This is a genomic window from Rhodanobacter thiooxydans (assembly GCF_021545845.1).
Taxonomy (GTDB): domain Bacteria; phylum Pseudomonadota; class Gammaproteobacteria; order Xanthomonadales; family Rhodanobacteraceae; genus Rhodanobacter.
Genome location: NZ_CP088923.1, coordinates 1,181,869 through 1,196,247 on the forward strand (window position 1 = coordinate 1,181,869; position 14,379 = coordinate 1,196,247).

Annotated in this window: 11 protein-coding genes; 7 read left to right on the forward strand and 4 right to left on the reverse strand. The window is 68.0% G+C overall.

All coding sequences use genetic code 11. The features are described 5' to 3' along the window. Positions 1–251: 251 nt before the first annotated feature. Entirely contained in the window at positions 252–1,256 is a 1,005-nt protein-coding gene (locus LRK53_RS05015) for a LacI family DNA-binding transcriptional regulator (protein WP_027493321.1), read from the forward strand. Positions 1,257–1,259: 3 nt separating this feature from the next. Here LRK53_RS05015 and LRK53_RS05020 read toward each other — a convergent pair whose 3' ends face one another. Beyond that, positions 1,260–2,909 (reverse strand): sensor histidine kinase, encoded by a 1,650-nt coding sequence (locus tag LRK53_RS05020; RefSeq protein ID WP_027493322.1) that lies wholly within the window; start codon positions 2,907–2,909, stop codon positions 1,260–1,262. 338 nt (positions 2,910–3,247) lie between these two features. Here LRK53_RS05020 and sucC point away from each other — a divergent pair, with 338 nt between their 5' ends. From sucC to LRK53_RS05035, 3 genes are all read left to right on the forward strand, one after another. Then, positions 3,248–4,408 carry an ADP-forming succinate--CoA ligase subunit beta gene (gene sucC, locus LRK53_RS05025; protein ID WP_027493323.1) on the forward strand — a complete coding sequence of 387 codons (1,161 nt, stop codon included), beginning with the start codon at positions 3,248–3,250 and terminating at the stop codon, positions 4,406–4,408. A 96-nt stretch (positions 4,409–4,504) separates the two neighbouring features. Then, complete coding sequence (gene sucD / locus LRK53_RS05030; protein WP_027493324.1) at positions 4,505–5,377, forward strand: succinate--CoA ligase subunit alpha; 873 nt, start codon at positions 4,505–4,507, stop codon at positions 5,375–5,377. Positions 5,378–5,469: 92 nt separating this feature from the next. Next, entirely contained in the window at positions 5,470–7,161 is a 1,692-nt protein-coding gene (locus LRK53_RS05035; RefSeq protein ID WP_027493325.1) for an NAD+ synthase, read from the forward strand. Between the two features lie 127 nt (positions 7,162–7,288). On the opposite strand, the gene LRK53_RS05040 is transcribed toward LRK53_RS05035, so the two are convergent. Next, the gene (locus LRK53_RS05040; RefSeq protein WP_037090069.1) at positions 7,289–8,155 is read right to left on the reverse strand and encodes an outer membrane protein assembly factor BamD; all 867 of its coding nucleotides are present in this window, start codon (positions 8,153–8,155) and stop codon (positions 7,289–7,291) included. 71 nt (positions 8,156–8,226) lie between these two features. Between LRK53_RS05040 and rluD the strand changes: the two genes are divergently transcribed. The 3 genes from rluD to clpB all read left to right on the forward strand — a co-directional run bounded on the left by rluD (position 8,227) and on the right by clpB (position 12,763). Continuing rightward, positions 8,227–9,201, forward strand: coding sequence for a 23S rRNA pseudouridine(1911/1915/1917) synthase RluD (gene rluD / locus LRK53_RS05045; RefSeq protein ID WP_027493327.1), 975 nt, complete (start codon positions 8,227–8,229; stop codon positions 9,199–9,201). 88 nt (positions 9,202–9,289) lie between these two features. Next, positions 9,290–10,039, forward strand: coding sequence for a peptidoglycan editing factor PgeF (pgeF, locus tag LRK53_RS05050; protein ID WP_027493328.1), 750 nt, complete (start codon positions 9,290–9,292; stop codon positions 10,037–10,039). Between the two features lie 126 nt (positions 10,040–10,165). Beyond that, positions 10,166–12,763: an ATP-dependent chaperone ClpB gene (clpB, locus tag LRK53_RS05055; protein WP_027493329.1), complete on the forward strand. Its 2,598-nt coding sequence runs from the start codon at positions 10,166–10,168 to the stop codon at positions 12,761–12,763. Between the two features lie 75 nt (positions 12,764–12,838). Here clpB and LRK53_RS05060 read toward each other — a convergent pair whose 3' ends face one another. Both LRK53_RS05060 and LRK53_RS05065 read right to left on the reverse strand, forming a co-directional pair. Then, positions 12,839–13,120, reverse strand: a complete 282-nt coding sequence (locus tag LRK53_RS05060; RefSeq protein ID WP_235642540.1) for a hypothetical protein — start codon at positions 13,118–13,120, stop codon at positions 12,839–12,841. Between the two features lie 164 nt (positions 13,121–13,284). Beyond that, positions 13,285–14,298, reverse strand: a complete 1,014-nt coding sequence (locus LRK53_RS05065) for a zinc-dependent alcohol dehydrogenase family protein (protein ID WP_235642541.1) — start codon at positions 14,296–14,298, stop codon at positions 13,285–13,287. Positions 14,299–14,379 lie beyond the last annotated feature (81 nt).

Genomic DNA, 14,379 nt, shown 5'->3' on the forward strand with positions numbered 1-14,379 from the left:
ATCGGTATCAAGATACCGATAACAATTGCCGTGGGGATCGCCATGACCAAGCTGCGACAGGAGGCGGCGGCCGGAGCCTCGCGCCCGCCATGCGCGCCGGTGTGCGGCCGGTGCAAACGCCGGCGCGGCGCGAGCTTGCATCGGCAGGGTGAATGTCGACACACTGCGGGCGCCGGCCTGGGCCATCGCTGCCGTCCGGCAGCGTCGCGGCACCGGGCCGGGATCGGCCAGACCAACAGGGAACCGGGCAGTTGAGCAAGAAGGACGCGCGCCATCACGCGTCGGGCGGCCTGACCATGGCCGACCTGGCCGAGCTGGCCGGGGTATCCAAGATCACCGTCTCGCGGGCGCTGGGCAACAGCCTGCTGGTCAATCCGCAGACCCGCGAGCGGATCCAGGCGCTGGCGCGCGAGCACGACTACAAGCTCAACATCAGCGCGCGCAACCTGCGTCTGCGCCGCAGCCATACCGTGGCGGTAATAGTGGAGATGAAGCCGTCCACCGACCGCACCATGTTCGATCCCTACCCGCTGGTGCTGCTGGGCGGCATCTCGCAGGAACTGACCGCGGCCGGCTACAGCGTGCTGCTGACCACCCGCCAGGGCGCCAGCGCGGCGGCGGTGCAGGCCGCCGACGGGCTGATCCTGCTGGGCCAGGGCGCGCACCAGGACGCGGTGCGCCGGTTTGACAAGCTGAACCTGCCGATGGTCGTGTGGGGCGCACAGTCGGCCAGCGACGCGCACGTGGTGGTGGGCAGCGACAATCGCCTCGGCGGCGCGGTGGTGGCGCGGCACTTCATCGCGCTGGGCCGGCGCCGGCCGGTGTTCATCGGCAACCCCAGCCACCCGGAAATCTTCGAGCGCCTGAACGGCTTCATCGACGCGCTGGCGCTGCGCGGGATCAAGCCGCTGCTGATGCGGCGCGACGAGTTCACCGTGGACTCGGGCATGGATGCGGTGCACTCGCTGCACCAGCGCAAGGTCGGCTTCGACGCGATCTTCGCCTGCAACGACCTGGTCGCGATGGGCGCGATTCGCGCCACGCTGGACCTGGGGCGCTCGGTGCCGGCCGACGTGTCGGTGGTCGGCTATGACGACATGCCGCTCGGCGCCAGCTTCCTGCCGCCGCTGAGTTCGGTGCGGCAGGACTGGCAGGAGGGCGGCATGCTGCTGGCACGCAAGGTGCTGGCGCTGATCGAGGGCGAGCCGGCCAGCCCAGAAAGCCTGCCGGTCAGCCTGATCGTGCGCGGCACCTGAGCTTCAGCGCGCGGCGTCCGCCTGCGCGGTTTCGGCGGCGTCGGCCGGGCTGCGCGCCGGCGGCGTCAGCACCAGCCGGAAACAGCTGCCGCCGCCGGCCACGCGCACGTATTCCAGCGCGGCCTGGTTGGCGTCGCTCATCTGCCGGGCCAGGTACAGGCCCAGGCCGGTGCCGTACTCGTGGGTGGTGTAGAACGGCTCGAAGATCTGCGCGGCCACCTTCGGCGCGATACCAGGACCGCGGTCGATCACTTCCAGGATCGGTACGCCGTGCTCGCCCTGCCGGGCCACCACCATCACCCGCGCCGGCTCGCCGGGCAGGCGGCCGTAGCGCAGCGCGTTCTGCACCAGGTTCCACACCACCTGCTGCAGCTGCTGCGGGTCGGCCACCGCCGCCACCGGGGTGCTGCTGTTGGCGATCGCGCGCAGCGAATCGCCGCCGAGGTCGTTGCCCTGGCTGTACTCCTCGACGAAGGCGTGCGCCCAGTGGCCCAGGTCCAGCGTCTCCGGGCGCGAGCGCTCGCGCCGGGATAGCTGCAGGATGTTCTCGATGATCTCGTTGAGCCGGATGCAGTGGTTGTTGATGATCTCGACCATGCGCTGGTCGGTGCTGTCCATGCTGGTCGATTCGGCCAGCAGCTGGGCCGAATAGCGGATCGCCGCCAGCGGGTTGCGGATCTCGTGCGCGATCGAGGCGGACAGCCGGCCCAGCGAGGTCAGCGTGAGCTCCTCGGCGCGGCGCGACAGCAGCGAGGTGTCGTCGAGGAAGATCAGCACGTGCGAGTCGTCGTTCGGCGCCAGCCGGGTGAAGCGCGGCACCACCTCCGGCACGCCGTCGGCGAGCTGGGTGGCGGTCTCGTCCAGCTTGCCCGAGGTCATCCAGTGGTACAGCCGGCGCGACAGTTCCGGCGCCAGCTGGCCGAGATCGCGCTGGTCGGCGCCGGGGTTGCCCAGCAGCATCCAGGCCGATTCGTTGATCTGGTGGATGCGGTTGGCGTCGTCCACCAGCAGTACGCCGGTTTTCATGCGGCGGATGATCAGCTCGTTGACCTGGGCCAGGTTGGCCAGGTCGGTGCTGCGCTGCTCGGCCAGCGCCTCGGTGGCGCGCAGCTGCCGGCCCAGCACGTGGCACAGCGTGGTGGTGGCGAAGTAGGCCAGGCCGAACAGCGCGGCTTCGAGCAGGTCGCGGTCGCCGGGGCTGGCCGAGGTGCCGAAGAAGGTATGCCCGAGCATGCCCAGCGTGGCCAGCGCGGCGAAGAAGCTGGACAGCCGCAGCGGCAGGATCAGCGCGCCGGCGCTGAGGTTCACCGCCAGCATCATGGCGATGCCGATGCGCGCATCGTGCATCGCGGCGATCGCCAGCACGGCGGCGGCGATGTCCACCGCCAGGGTCGTCGCCACCACCGTGCGTGCGTACGGCATGCTGCGCCGGTTGAACAGCAGCATGACCAGCGCGAAGACCAGGTACAGCATGGTCACGCCGCGGGCGAAGTCGGGCTTGGCCAGCTCGGGCCAGCCCAGCCCCGGCGGGCTGAAGGCCAGCCCGGCGTAGACCAGCGCCTGCACCAGCCGGAACGCGTTGAGGAAGGTCAGCTCATGGCGGATCGTCGCGGCGCCCGCGCGCTGGCCGGTCAGGGGTGCTGTGCTGGACATCGTGCGGCCTATACTGGAGGGATGTACCGGTTGGAGCGGCGCATTTCCGCGGTCGGGCGAGTATAGACGCGCCGGTCGGCGCTGTGAGCGCGGCAAAAAACGCCTGGAACCAGCCCGCGCGGGCGCTCCGGTGGCCGCCGGTCGGCACCAGGCTGGCGACGGCCCTTTCCATCGGCGCCCGCTTCCGCGAAAATAAGCGGCCGTATTGCGCGGTTTGCCGGTTCGGTCCGGCAGGCGCACTGCATCGGCAGCGCCTCCATCCGCCGTCCGACTTTCCTGACCCACGCTGTTGTGTCGCGTGCGGCCGCCATCGTTTCTCCGTTCGCTCGAGGTATCGAATGAATTTCCACGAATACCAGGCCAAAGAACTGTTCGCGCAGTACGGCATCGCCGTGCCGCCGGGCAAGATCGCCAGTTCCCCCGATGCTGCCGTCGACGCCGCCAAGGCGCTTGGCGGTTCGCAGTGGATGGTCAAGGCGCAAATCCACGCAGGCGGCCGCGGCAAGGCCGGCGGCGTCAAGTTCTGCAAGAACCTGGACGACGTCCACGCCGCCGCCAAGGGCATGCTCGGCACCCGCATGGAAACCTACCAGTCGGCCGGCCGCGCGCTGCCGGTGAACCTGGTGCTGGTGACCGATGCCACCAACATCGCCAAGGAGCTGTACCTGTCGGTGCTGGTGGACCGCGACTCCAAGGCCGTGTCCTTCATCGCCTCCAAGCACGGCGGCGTGGACATCGAGCAGGTCGCCCGCGAGACCCCGGAAGACATCCACACCGTGGTGGTTGACTTCGTCGAAGGCCTGCAGCCGTATCAGTGCCGCAACCTCGGCTTCGCTATGGACCTGACCGCGAAGCAGGTCAACCAGCTGACCAAGATCATGCTGGGCCTGTACAAGCTGTTCAACGAGAAGGACCTTTCGCTGGTCGAGCTGAACCCGCTGGCGATCCTCGAGGACGGCAACCTGGCCGCGCTGGACGGCAAGGTCAACTCCGACGACAACGCCGAGTTCCGCCACGCCGACCTGGCCGCGATGCGCGACCTCACCCAGGAAGACGCCGCCGAGGCGGCCGCGGTGCAGAACAACCTCAACTACGTGACCATGGACGGCTCGATCGGCTGCATGGTCAACGGCGCCGGCCTGGCCATGGCCACCATGGACGTGATCAAGCTGGCGGGCGGCGAGCCGGCCAACTTCCTCGACGTCGGCGGCGGCGCCACCAAGGAGCGCGTGACCGAGGCGTTCAAGCTGATCCTGTCCTCCGACAAGGTGAAGTGCATCCTGGTCAACATCTTCGGCGGCATCGTGCGCTGCGACCTGATCGCCGAGGGCATCATCGCCGCGGTCAAGGAAGTGGGCCTGAAGATCCCCGTGGTGGTGCGCCTGCAGGGCACCAATGTCGATCAGGGCCGCGAACTGCTGGCCAATTCCGGCCTGGCGATCACGCCGGCGGACGATCTCAACGACGCGGCGCAGAAAGCCGTGGCTGCGGCCAAATAACCCTGTAGGAGCGCACCTTGTGCGCGATGCTTTCCGTCACGTGACGAAGAGCCATCGCGCACAAGGTGCGCTCCTACACGAACACAGGACACACACATGAGCGTTTTGGTCAACAAAAACACCAAGGTGATCGTGCAGGGCTTCACCGGCCAGCAGGGCACCTTCCATGCACAGCAGTGCCTCGACTACGGCACCCAGGTGGTCGGCGGCGTCACCCCGGGCAAGGGTGGCTCCCAGCACATCGGCCTGCCGGTGTTCAACTCGGTCGATGAAGCGGTGCTCGAAACCGGCGCCGACGCGTCGGTGATCTTCGTACCGCCGCCGTTTGCGGCCGACTCGATCCTCGAAGCGATCGACGCCGGCATCAAGGTGATCGTGGCGATCACCGAAGGCATCCCGGTGCTGGACATGCTGCGCGTGAAGAACGTGCTGGCGCAGCACCCGGAAACCATCCTGATCGGGCCGAACTGCCCCGGCATCATCACCCCCGGCGAATGCAAGATCGGCATCATGCCCGGCCAGATCCACAGCAAGGGCAGGGTCGGCGTGGTCTCACGCTCCGGCACGCTCACCTATGAAGCGGTGTTCCAGACCACCAACGAAGGCCTCGGCCAGAGCACGGTGATCGGCATCGGCGGCGACCCGATCAACGGCCTGAATTTCATCGACTGCCTGAAGCTGTTCCAGGACGACGCGCAGACCGAGGGCATCATCATGGTCGGCGAGATCGGCGGCAGCGCCGAGGAAGACGCCGCCGAGTTCATCGGCGAGTACGTGACCAAGCCGGTGGTGTCGTTCATCGCTGGCGCCTCGGCTCCGGCCGGCAAGCGCATGGGTCATGCCGGCGCGATCATCTCCGGCGGCAAGGGCACCGCCGCGGCGAAGTTCGCCGCGCTGGAGAAGGCTGGCGTCACCACGGTGAAGTCGCCGGCCGACCTGGGCAAGGCGCTCGCCAAGCTGATGAAGTAGCAGTCGGTCCGGCGTAAGTCGGCTCCATAGTGCTCTAAAATGCGCAGGCCGCGACTCGTGTCGCGGCCTTCGTCATTCTGGGAGCACGCTGCATGGCAAGGCTGCGTCTGGCACTGGCCCAATACGATTTTCCGGTCGGTGCGGTGGCGGCGAATGCCGCCAAGGCCGGCGACCTGATCGCGCGGGCACGCAACGGCGGCGCCGCACTGGTGGCGTTTCCTGAACTGACCCTCTCCGGCTACCCGCCAGAGGACCTGCTGCTGCGGCCGAGCTTCCTGGCCGCCTGCGCCGGCGAACTGGCCGTGCTGGCGGCGGCGACCGACGGTGTCGCGGCCCTGGTCGGCCATCCGCACAGCGAGGGCGAGGTATTCAACGCGGCCAGCCTGCTGCGCGATGGCCGGGTGGATTGCACCGCGCACAAGCAGGTGTTGCCGAATTATGGTGTGTTCGACGACAAGCGCTATTTCCGCCCCGGTCACGAGTCGACTACCGCGGTGGTCGACGGGGTGCGGGTGGGGTTTCTGATCTGTGAGGACGTGTGGCAGCCGGAGCCCGCCGCGCAGGCCGCGGCCGAGGGTGCCGAGCTGCTGCTGGTGATCAACGCCTCGCCGTGGGACGGCGCGAAACAGGCCGGGCGCGAGGCCGTGCTGCAGACGCGCGCGCGGGAAACCGGTTGCGCCATCGCCTACCTCAACCTGGTCGGCGGCCAGGACGAGGTGGTCTACGACGGCGGCTCGTTGCTGGTGGACGGCGACGGCACGGTCGCCGCACGCGCGCCGGCGTTCGTCGACGCGCTGCTGTGGGCCGAGTTCGACCCGGCCACGCGCCGCTGGTCGGCGGACGGCTGGCCGGTGGCCGCCGACGCATCGCCGGAGGCGACGCTGTACGCCGTCCTGGTGCGCGGCACCCGCGACTACATCGACAAGAACGGCTTCGGCGGCGTGCTGCTGGGCCTGTCCGGCGGTATCGACTCGGCGCTGGTACTGGCGCTGGCGGTCGACGCGCTGGGTGCCGAACGGGTCACCGCCGTGATGATGCCCACGCGCTACACCTCGCAACTGTCGCTGGACGGCGCGCGAGCCCAGGCGCAGGGGCTGGGCGTGGATTACCACGTGATCGACATCGAACCGACCTACCGGTCGTTCATCGCGGCGCTGACCCCGGCGTTCGCCGGCAAGGCCGCCGACACCACCGAGGAGAACCTGCAGTCGCGCATCCGCGGCACCCTGCTGATGGCGCTGTCCAACAAGCACGGCCGGCTGCTGCTGGCGACCGGCAACAAGAGCGAGATGGCGGTCGGCTACGCCACCTTGTACGGCGACATGTGCGGCGCCTATGCACCGCTGAAGGACGTCTACAAGACGGTGGTGTACCGGCTGGCGCGCTGGCGCAATGGGGCCGGGAATCGGGATTCGGGATTCGGGATTCGGCCAAGCGCATCGGCGCGCGACGGCGGCTTTTCACGAATCCCGAATCCCGAATCCCCAATCCCGGATGAGGTGATCGCCCGCCCGCCCTCGGCCGAGCTGCGTGACAACCAGACCGACCAGGATTCGCTGCCGTCGTACGAGGTACTGGATGCGATCCTGGCGCGCTTCATCGAGGGCGAGCAGTCGCAGGCGGAGATCGTCGCCGCCGGTTTCGCCGCCGACGTGGTGCATCGGGTGGTACGGCTGGTGCTGGTCAACGAGTTCAAGCGGCGGCAGGCGGCACCCGGCCCCCGCGTGACCACCCGTGCGTTCGGCCGCGAGCGCCGCTATCCCATCACTTCCGGTTGGAGATGACGGGATTCGGGATACGGGATACGGGATACGGGATACGGGATACGGAAGAGCGACGGTCGTGCAGGCTTCGGCTTTTGCGAATCCCGAATCCCGTCCCCGAATCCCGCGGGGCGCTGCGCGCCCTGCCTCAATGATGCCCCGAGAACGGCACCATCTTGCGCAGCGTGGACGGCGCGTGCGGCCATTTGGCGTCGGTCAGGTACGGATGGCCCGGGTAGTTCAGCGCCAGCACCTGCCGGCTCTGGTCGGCCAGGGTCTTCTGGTCCAGCGCCAGGTAGCTGCGGCTGAGGATGGCCAGTGCGTCGCCGGTCTGCGGCGCCTGCTGGTAGTGCTCGATCACGTACTGCGCCCGGTCGGCGGCGGCGATGTAGGCCTTGTTGCGCAGGTAGAACTCGGCCACGTTGATCTCGTACTGGGCCAGGATGTTGCGCAGGTAGATCATGCGCTGGCGCGCGTCGGCGGTGTACGCGCTGTCCGGGAAGCGCCGCGACAGCTCGGAGAAGTCGTCGAACGACTGCAGGTTGTAGCCCTGGTCGCGGCGCGCCTGCGAGCCTTTGCGGTTGATGTAGCGATCGATCATGCCGCTGGTACGATCGAAATTGATCAGGCCGCGCAGGTAATAGGCATAATCGACGTGCTTGTTGGCCGGATAGGTCTTGATGAAGCGGTTCACGGTCGACGAGGCATCATCCGGCTGGTTGTCCTTGTATTGCGCGTAGGCCATCTCCAGCTGTGCCTGCTCGTTGTACTCGCCCGACGGGAAACGCGCGATCAGGCGCTGGTAGGCCTTGGTGGCGGCCGCATAGTCGGTGTTCTGCAGCGAGGCATGCGCATTGTCGTACAGCGCGACCAGCGGCATCGTGTCGATGGTGTCCCTTTTCGACTTGAACATCGAACATGCGCTCATCGAGACGACGAGCGCGAGCACCACAAGCACTTTGAGTACAGGCAATTTGGGCATCGGCAGCGTGGGCGAGTCGATCGTTGGGCGCATAAGGAAAGAATTCGGATGTTTGAGCGAAAAGGCATGATAGCCGAAACCGGCCACAGCCCGCGGAAGCCCGCATGACCACGATCCGGCACGAAGCGGAGGTACCACTGGGCGCGGCGGGACGCAGGTTCGACCAGGCGCTGGCCGAGATGTTCCCCGACTACTCGCGCTCACGGCTCAGCGGCTGGATCAAATCCGGTGCGGTGACCCTGGACGGCGCGCCCGCGCCACCGCGGCAGCTGCTGCGCGGCGGCGAGCGGGTGCAGCTGCGGGTGGAGCTGGAAAACGAGGTGGCCAGCGCGGCGGAGGACATCGCGCTGGCCATCGTGCACGAGGACGAGCACCTGCTGGTGCTGGACAAGCCGGCCGGGCTGGTGGTCCACCCCGGCGCCGGCAACCCGGCCGGCACCCTGCTCAACGCGCTGCTGCACCACGACCCGCGGCTGGCCGAGCTGCCGCGCGCCGGCATCGTGCACCGGCTGGACAAGGACACTTCCGGCCTGATGGTGGTGGCGCGGACCCTGCCGACCTACACCGCGCTGGTCGACCTGCTGTCGCGCCACGAGGTGGAGCGCCAGTACGAGGCGGTGGTGCTGGGCACGCTGGTGGCCGGCGGCACGGTGGATGCGCCGATCGGGCGCAGCCTGGGCGACCGCCTGCGCCAGGCGGTGCGCGACGAGGAAGACGGCAAGCGCGCGGTGACCCACTACCGCGTGCGCGAACGTTTCCGCGCGCACAGCCTGCTGCAGTGCCGGCTGGAGACCGGCCGCACCCACCAGATCCGCGTGCACCTGGCGCACATCAGCCACCCGCTGGTCGGCGACCCGCTGTACGGCGGCGGCCTGAAGCTGCCCAAGGGCGCCAGCGCGGAGCTGGCCGCCGCCCTGCGTGGCTTCCGTCGGCAGGCGCTGCACGCCGAGCAACTGGCGTTCATCCACCCGGCCACCGGCGAGGCGATGTCGTTCGGCGCGGAGCGGCCGGCCGACCAGCAGCGGCTGATCGAGACGCTGCGTGCCGATCTGGCCGAACACGGTTCGGATCACTACTGAAGCAAGGGGGAACGGATGACCGGCATTGCGGGTGTGCGATGCTTCTCGAATCCCGAATCCCGAATCCCGAATCCCGAATCCCGAAAAAATGACCGATACCTGGATTTTTCCCGACTGGCCGGCTCCATCGCGCATCCACGCGGCGGTCACCACCCGTCTGGGGCCGGGCATCTCGGCGCCGCCGTTCGAGCGTTTCAATCTCGGCCTGCGCAGCGGTGACGACCCCGACGCCGTGCAAGCCAATCGCAGCGCGCTGCAGCAGGCCTTGCGGCTGCCGTCGGCGCCGCGCTGGCTGCGCCAGGTGCACGGCGTCAACGTGGCCCAGCTGGGGCCGCTGCCCGGTGCGGACGAGCCGCAGGCGGATGCGGCGGCCTCGCATGTCCCCGGCACGGTGCTGGCCATCCTCACCGCCGACTGCCTGCCGGTGCTGTTCTGCGCCGACGACGGCCGCGAGATCGGCGCGGCCCATGCCGGCTGGCGCGGCCTGGCTGCCGGCGTGCTGGAGGCCACCCTGACCCAGCTGGAAACCCCGCCGGCGCGGCTGCTGGCCTGGCTGGGGCCGTGCATCGGCGCGGCTTCCTACGAGGTGGGCGAGGAGGTGCGCAGCGCCTTCGTGGCATCCGATGCCGGCGCCGCGGACTGCTTCGCGGCCACCCGTGCCGGACACTGGCTGTGCGACCTCGCCGCCCTGGCGCGGCGCCGGCTGCAGGCCGCCGGCATCCAGCGCATCCATGGCGGCGGTTTCGACACGCTGGCCGATCCGCGCTTCTACTCCTACCGCCGCGAAGGCGCCCGCAGCGGCCGCTTCGCCAGCCTGGTCTGGTTCGCCGACAGCTGAGTCGTGGCCGGCTGTTGACGCCGCGTCGTCATGCCGTTTGCTTGAATCGCTACCCGTTGTCCGCATCTAGCTGGGCAGTGGCGACGACGTCTGCCAGAACCTTTCACCTCTTGCGGGGGATTACTCATGCGGATGGACAAACTCACCTCGCGCTTCCAGCAGGCGCTGGCCGATGCGCAGTCGCTGGCCGTGGGGCGCGACCACAACATGCTCGAACCGGTGCACGTGATGGCGGCGCTGCTCGGCCAGCAGGGCGGCTCGACCGCGCCGCTGCTGACCCAGGCCCAGGTCAACGTGCCGCTGCTGACCCAGCGCGTCAACGACCTGCTGGAGCGCCTGCCGAAGGTCAGCGGACAGGAAGGCAACATCAACCTCGGCAACGACCTCAACCGCCTGCTCAACCTCACCGACAAGCTGGCGCAGCAGCGCGGCGACCAGTTCATCGCCAGCGAGCTGTTCGTGCTGGCGGCGCTGGAGGACAAGGGCGAACTGGGCGCGGCGCTGAAGGCGGCCGGCGCGACCAAGGCGAACCTTGAGGCGGCGATCGAGCAGCTGCGCGGCGGCGAAAAGGTGCAGAGCGAGAACGCCGAGGAGCAGCGCCAGGCGCTGGAGAAATACTGCATCGACCTCACCGCGCGCGCCGAATCGGGCAAGCTCGATCCGGTGATCGGCCGCGACGAGGAAATCCGCCGCACCATCCAGGTGCTGCAGCGGCGCACCAAGAACAACCCGGTGCTGATCGGCGAGCCCGGCGTGGGCAAGACCGCGATCGTCGAGGGCCTGGCCCAGCGCATCATCAAGGGCGAGGTGCCCGAAGGGTTGCGCGACCGCCGCGTGCTGGCGCTGGACATGGGCGCGCTGATCGCCGGCGCGAAGTTTCGCGGCGAATTCGAGGAGCGCCTGAAGGCGGTGCTGAACGACCTGGCCAAGAACGAAGGCCAGATCATCCTGTTCATCGACGAGCTGCACACCATGGTCGGCGCCGGCAAGGCCGAAGGCTCGATGGATGCCGGCAACATGCTGAAGCCGGCGCTGGCGCGCGGCGAGCTGCATTGCATCGGCGCCACCACGCTGGACGAGTACCGCAAGTACATCGAGAAGGACGCCGCGCTGGAGCGCCGCTTCCAGAAGGTGTTCGTGGGCGAGCCGTCGGTGGAGGACACCATCGCGATCCTGCGCGGGCTGAAGGAGCGCTACGCGGTGCACCACGGGGTGGAGATCACCGACCCGGCGATCGTCGCCGCGGCCACGCTGTCGCACCGCTACATCGCCGACCGCCAGCTGCCGGACAAGGCGATCGACCTGATGGACGAGGCGGCTTCGCGCATCCGCATGGAGATCGACTCCAAGCCGGAGGAACTGGATCGCCTCGAGCGCCGGCTGATCCAGCTGAAGATCCAGCGCGAAATGCTGAAGAAGGAGAAGGACAGCGAGTCGAAGCAGCGCCTGGCCGATCTCGAAACCGACATCGGCAAGCTCGAGCGCGAGTTCTCCGACTTGAACGAGATCTGGAAATCCGAGAAGGCCGCGCTGCAGGGCACGACCAGGGTGAAGGAGCAGATCGAGCAGGCGCGGCAGGAACTCGACGCCGCGCAGCGCCGGCAGGACTACGCCAAGATGAGCGAGATCCAGTACGGCAAGCTGCCGGCGCTGGAGAAGCAGCTGGCCGCGGCACAGGCTGCCGAAACGCAGGATTTCAAGTTGGTGCAGACCCGCGTTACCGCCGAGGAAATCGCCGAGGTGGTCAGCCGCTGGACCGGCATCCCGGTCAGCAAGATGCTGGAGGGCGAGCGCGACAAGCTGCTGCACATGGAGGACGAGCTGCACAAACGCGTGGTCGGCCAGGATGAGGCGGTGCACGCGGTGTCCGATGCGATCCGTCGTTCCCGTGCGGGCCTGTCCGACCCGAACCGGCCGAACGGCTCGTTCCTGTTCCTCGGCCCCACCGGCGTGGGCAAGACCGAGCTGTGCAAGGCGCTGGCCGAGTTCATGTTCGACACCACCGACGCGATGGTGCGCATCGACATGAGCGAGTTCATGGAGAAGCACTCCGTCTCGCGCCTGGTCGGTGCCCCGCCGGGCTACGTCGGCTACGAAGAGGGCGGCTACCTCACCGAGGCGGTGCGCCGCCGGCCGTACAGCGTGATCCTGCTGGACGAGGTGGAGAAGGCGCACCCGGACGTGTTCAACATCCTGCTGCAGGTGCTCGACGACGGCCGCCTCACCGACGGTCAGGGCCGCACGGTGGATTTCCGCAACACGGTGATCGTGATGACCTCGAACCTCGGTTCGCAGATGATCCAGGACGAGGTCGAGAGCAACGGCAGCGACGACGCCGAGGCGCAGTACACGCGCATGAAGGCGTCGGTGCTGGGCGTGGTGCAGGCGCACTTCCGCCCGGAGTTCATCAACCGGCTCGACGAGATCGTGGTGTTCCGCCCGCTGGACAAGAGCCAGATCCGCGCGATCGCGAAGATCCAGCTCGAATACCTGGAGAAGCGCCTGGCCGAGCGCCAGCTGAAGCTGGACGTCGGCGACGACGCACTGGCCTTGCTCGGCAACGTCGGCTTCGATCCGGTGTACGGCGCGCGGCCGCTGAAGCGGGCGATCCAGCAGCAGCTGGAGAATCCGCTGGCGAAGCAGATCCTCGAAGGCCGCTTCCAGTCGGGCGACACGGTGAAGGTCGCCGCCGAGGGCAGGCAGCTGGTGTTCCGCAAGGCATGAGTCGGGCCGCGGGCATGCCCGCGGCAGCGTGCGGCGGCCGGGAAGGTCCGGCCTGCCGCACAGTGCGCCCGGCGGTCAGTCGAGGTCCAGCGTCTTCTTGCCGTCGTCGCGGCGGCGCCGTTCCTTCTGCCGATAGCGGGCTTCGCCACCGTCACGCTTGACCATGGTGCAGTCCAGGTAGTCGGTGGCTTCGATCAGCGCTGCGCGCACCGCCTTGCTGGCCGGGGTCTTCTTCGCATGGGCGAAGTCGCCGCCGACGCCGCTGACGTAGCCGTGCAGGTCGACGCCGCCACTGCAGCTGCGTCCTTCGACCAGGCTGACCCAGCTGCCACCGTGTTGTGCCGCCAAGGTCTGCAAGGCGACCAGGGTGCTCTGCTTGTCGCCGTTGAGGCTGGCGCCATTGACGAAGCCGCCGGATACCTTGCCCTGCCAACCGCCAGCGTGTTCCAGTCCGCCTCCTACAAATTGCCTTCCTGGTCGATGGCTATCCGTTCCGCGTCAGCACCTTCCGGCTCAGGGCATCAGAGCGCGTAATCCAGGCCGATTTTTCCGAAATGGCCTCCGGCCTGTTGCAACCGGAACGCATCGGCCATATCGCGCAGTGCGAAACTGCGGTCGATTACCGGGCGGATGCCGGTGGCCTCAATGGCGCGCACCAGTGCGATCTGGTGCTGGCGGTTCCCGACACCGATGCCGCTGACGCGCTGTTGGCGCAGCATCAGTTCGACCGTCGGCACCACATCGGCAACGCCCGTGAGAGCACCGATCAGTGCGATGTGCCCGCCGACACGCGCGGAACGCATCGACTGCGTCAGCGTGCCGGGGCCGCCCACTTCGATGACGTGATCGACGCCACGCCCGCCGGTGATCTCCAGCACCTGCTTCGACCATTCGGGGTGCTGGCGGTAGTTGATGCCGTAATCGGCACCCAGCGCAGCGGCGCGGGCAAGCTTTTCCTCTGAGGATGAGGTCACGATCACTGTCGCGCCTGCGGCCTTCGCCAGTTGCAGCGCAAAAATCGACACGCCGCCAGTGCCCAGCGCCAGCACGGTGTCGCCGATTTTCAGGCCGCCTTCGACCACCAGTGCGCGCCAGGCGGTCAGCCCGGCGGTGGTCAGCGTGGCCGCCTCCACATGGCTGTATCCGCGCGGCGCATGGGTAAAGGCCGTAGCTGGTCGCACCACCGCCTCGCGGGCATAGCCGTCGATGCCGTCGCCGGGGGTTGCAGCGAAACCGGCCGCGACCGGGCCTCCGGCCAGCCATTGCGGATAGAAAGTAGAAACGACGTGATCGCCGACGGCGAACTCATGCACATCGGCACCGACTGCTTCGACCACGCCGGCACCATCGGACAAGGGGATACGACCGTCCTCTACCGGCATCCGCCCCAGCACCACGTCCAGGTCATGAAAATTGAGCGAACTGGCGTGCAGCCGCACGCGGATTTTACCGGCACCAGGTGCGCCGGGATCCGCGCTGTCGGTGTATTCGAGATGCTCCAACCCGAAAGGGCGACGAAGATGGATGGCTTTCATGTGCGGACGGACTTCCGGATCGACTAGCATGCAGAGCATGAAATGTATGACCGTTCTTGCGAATGTGGAAGTACGCACCTT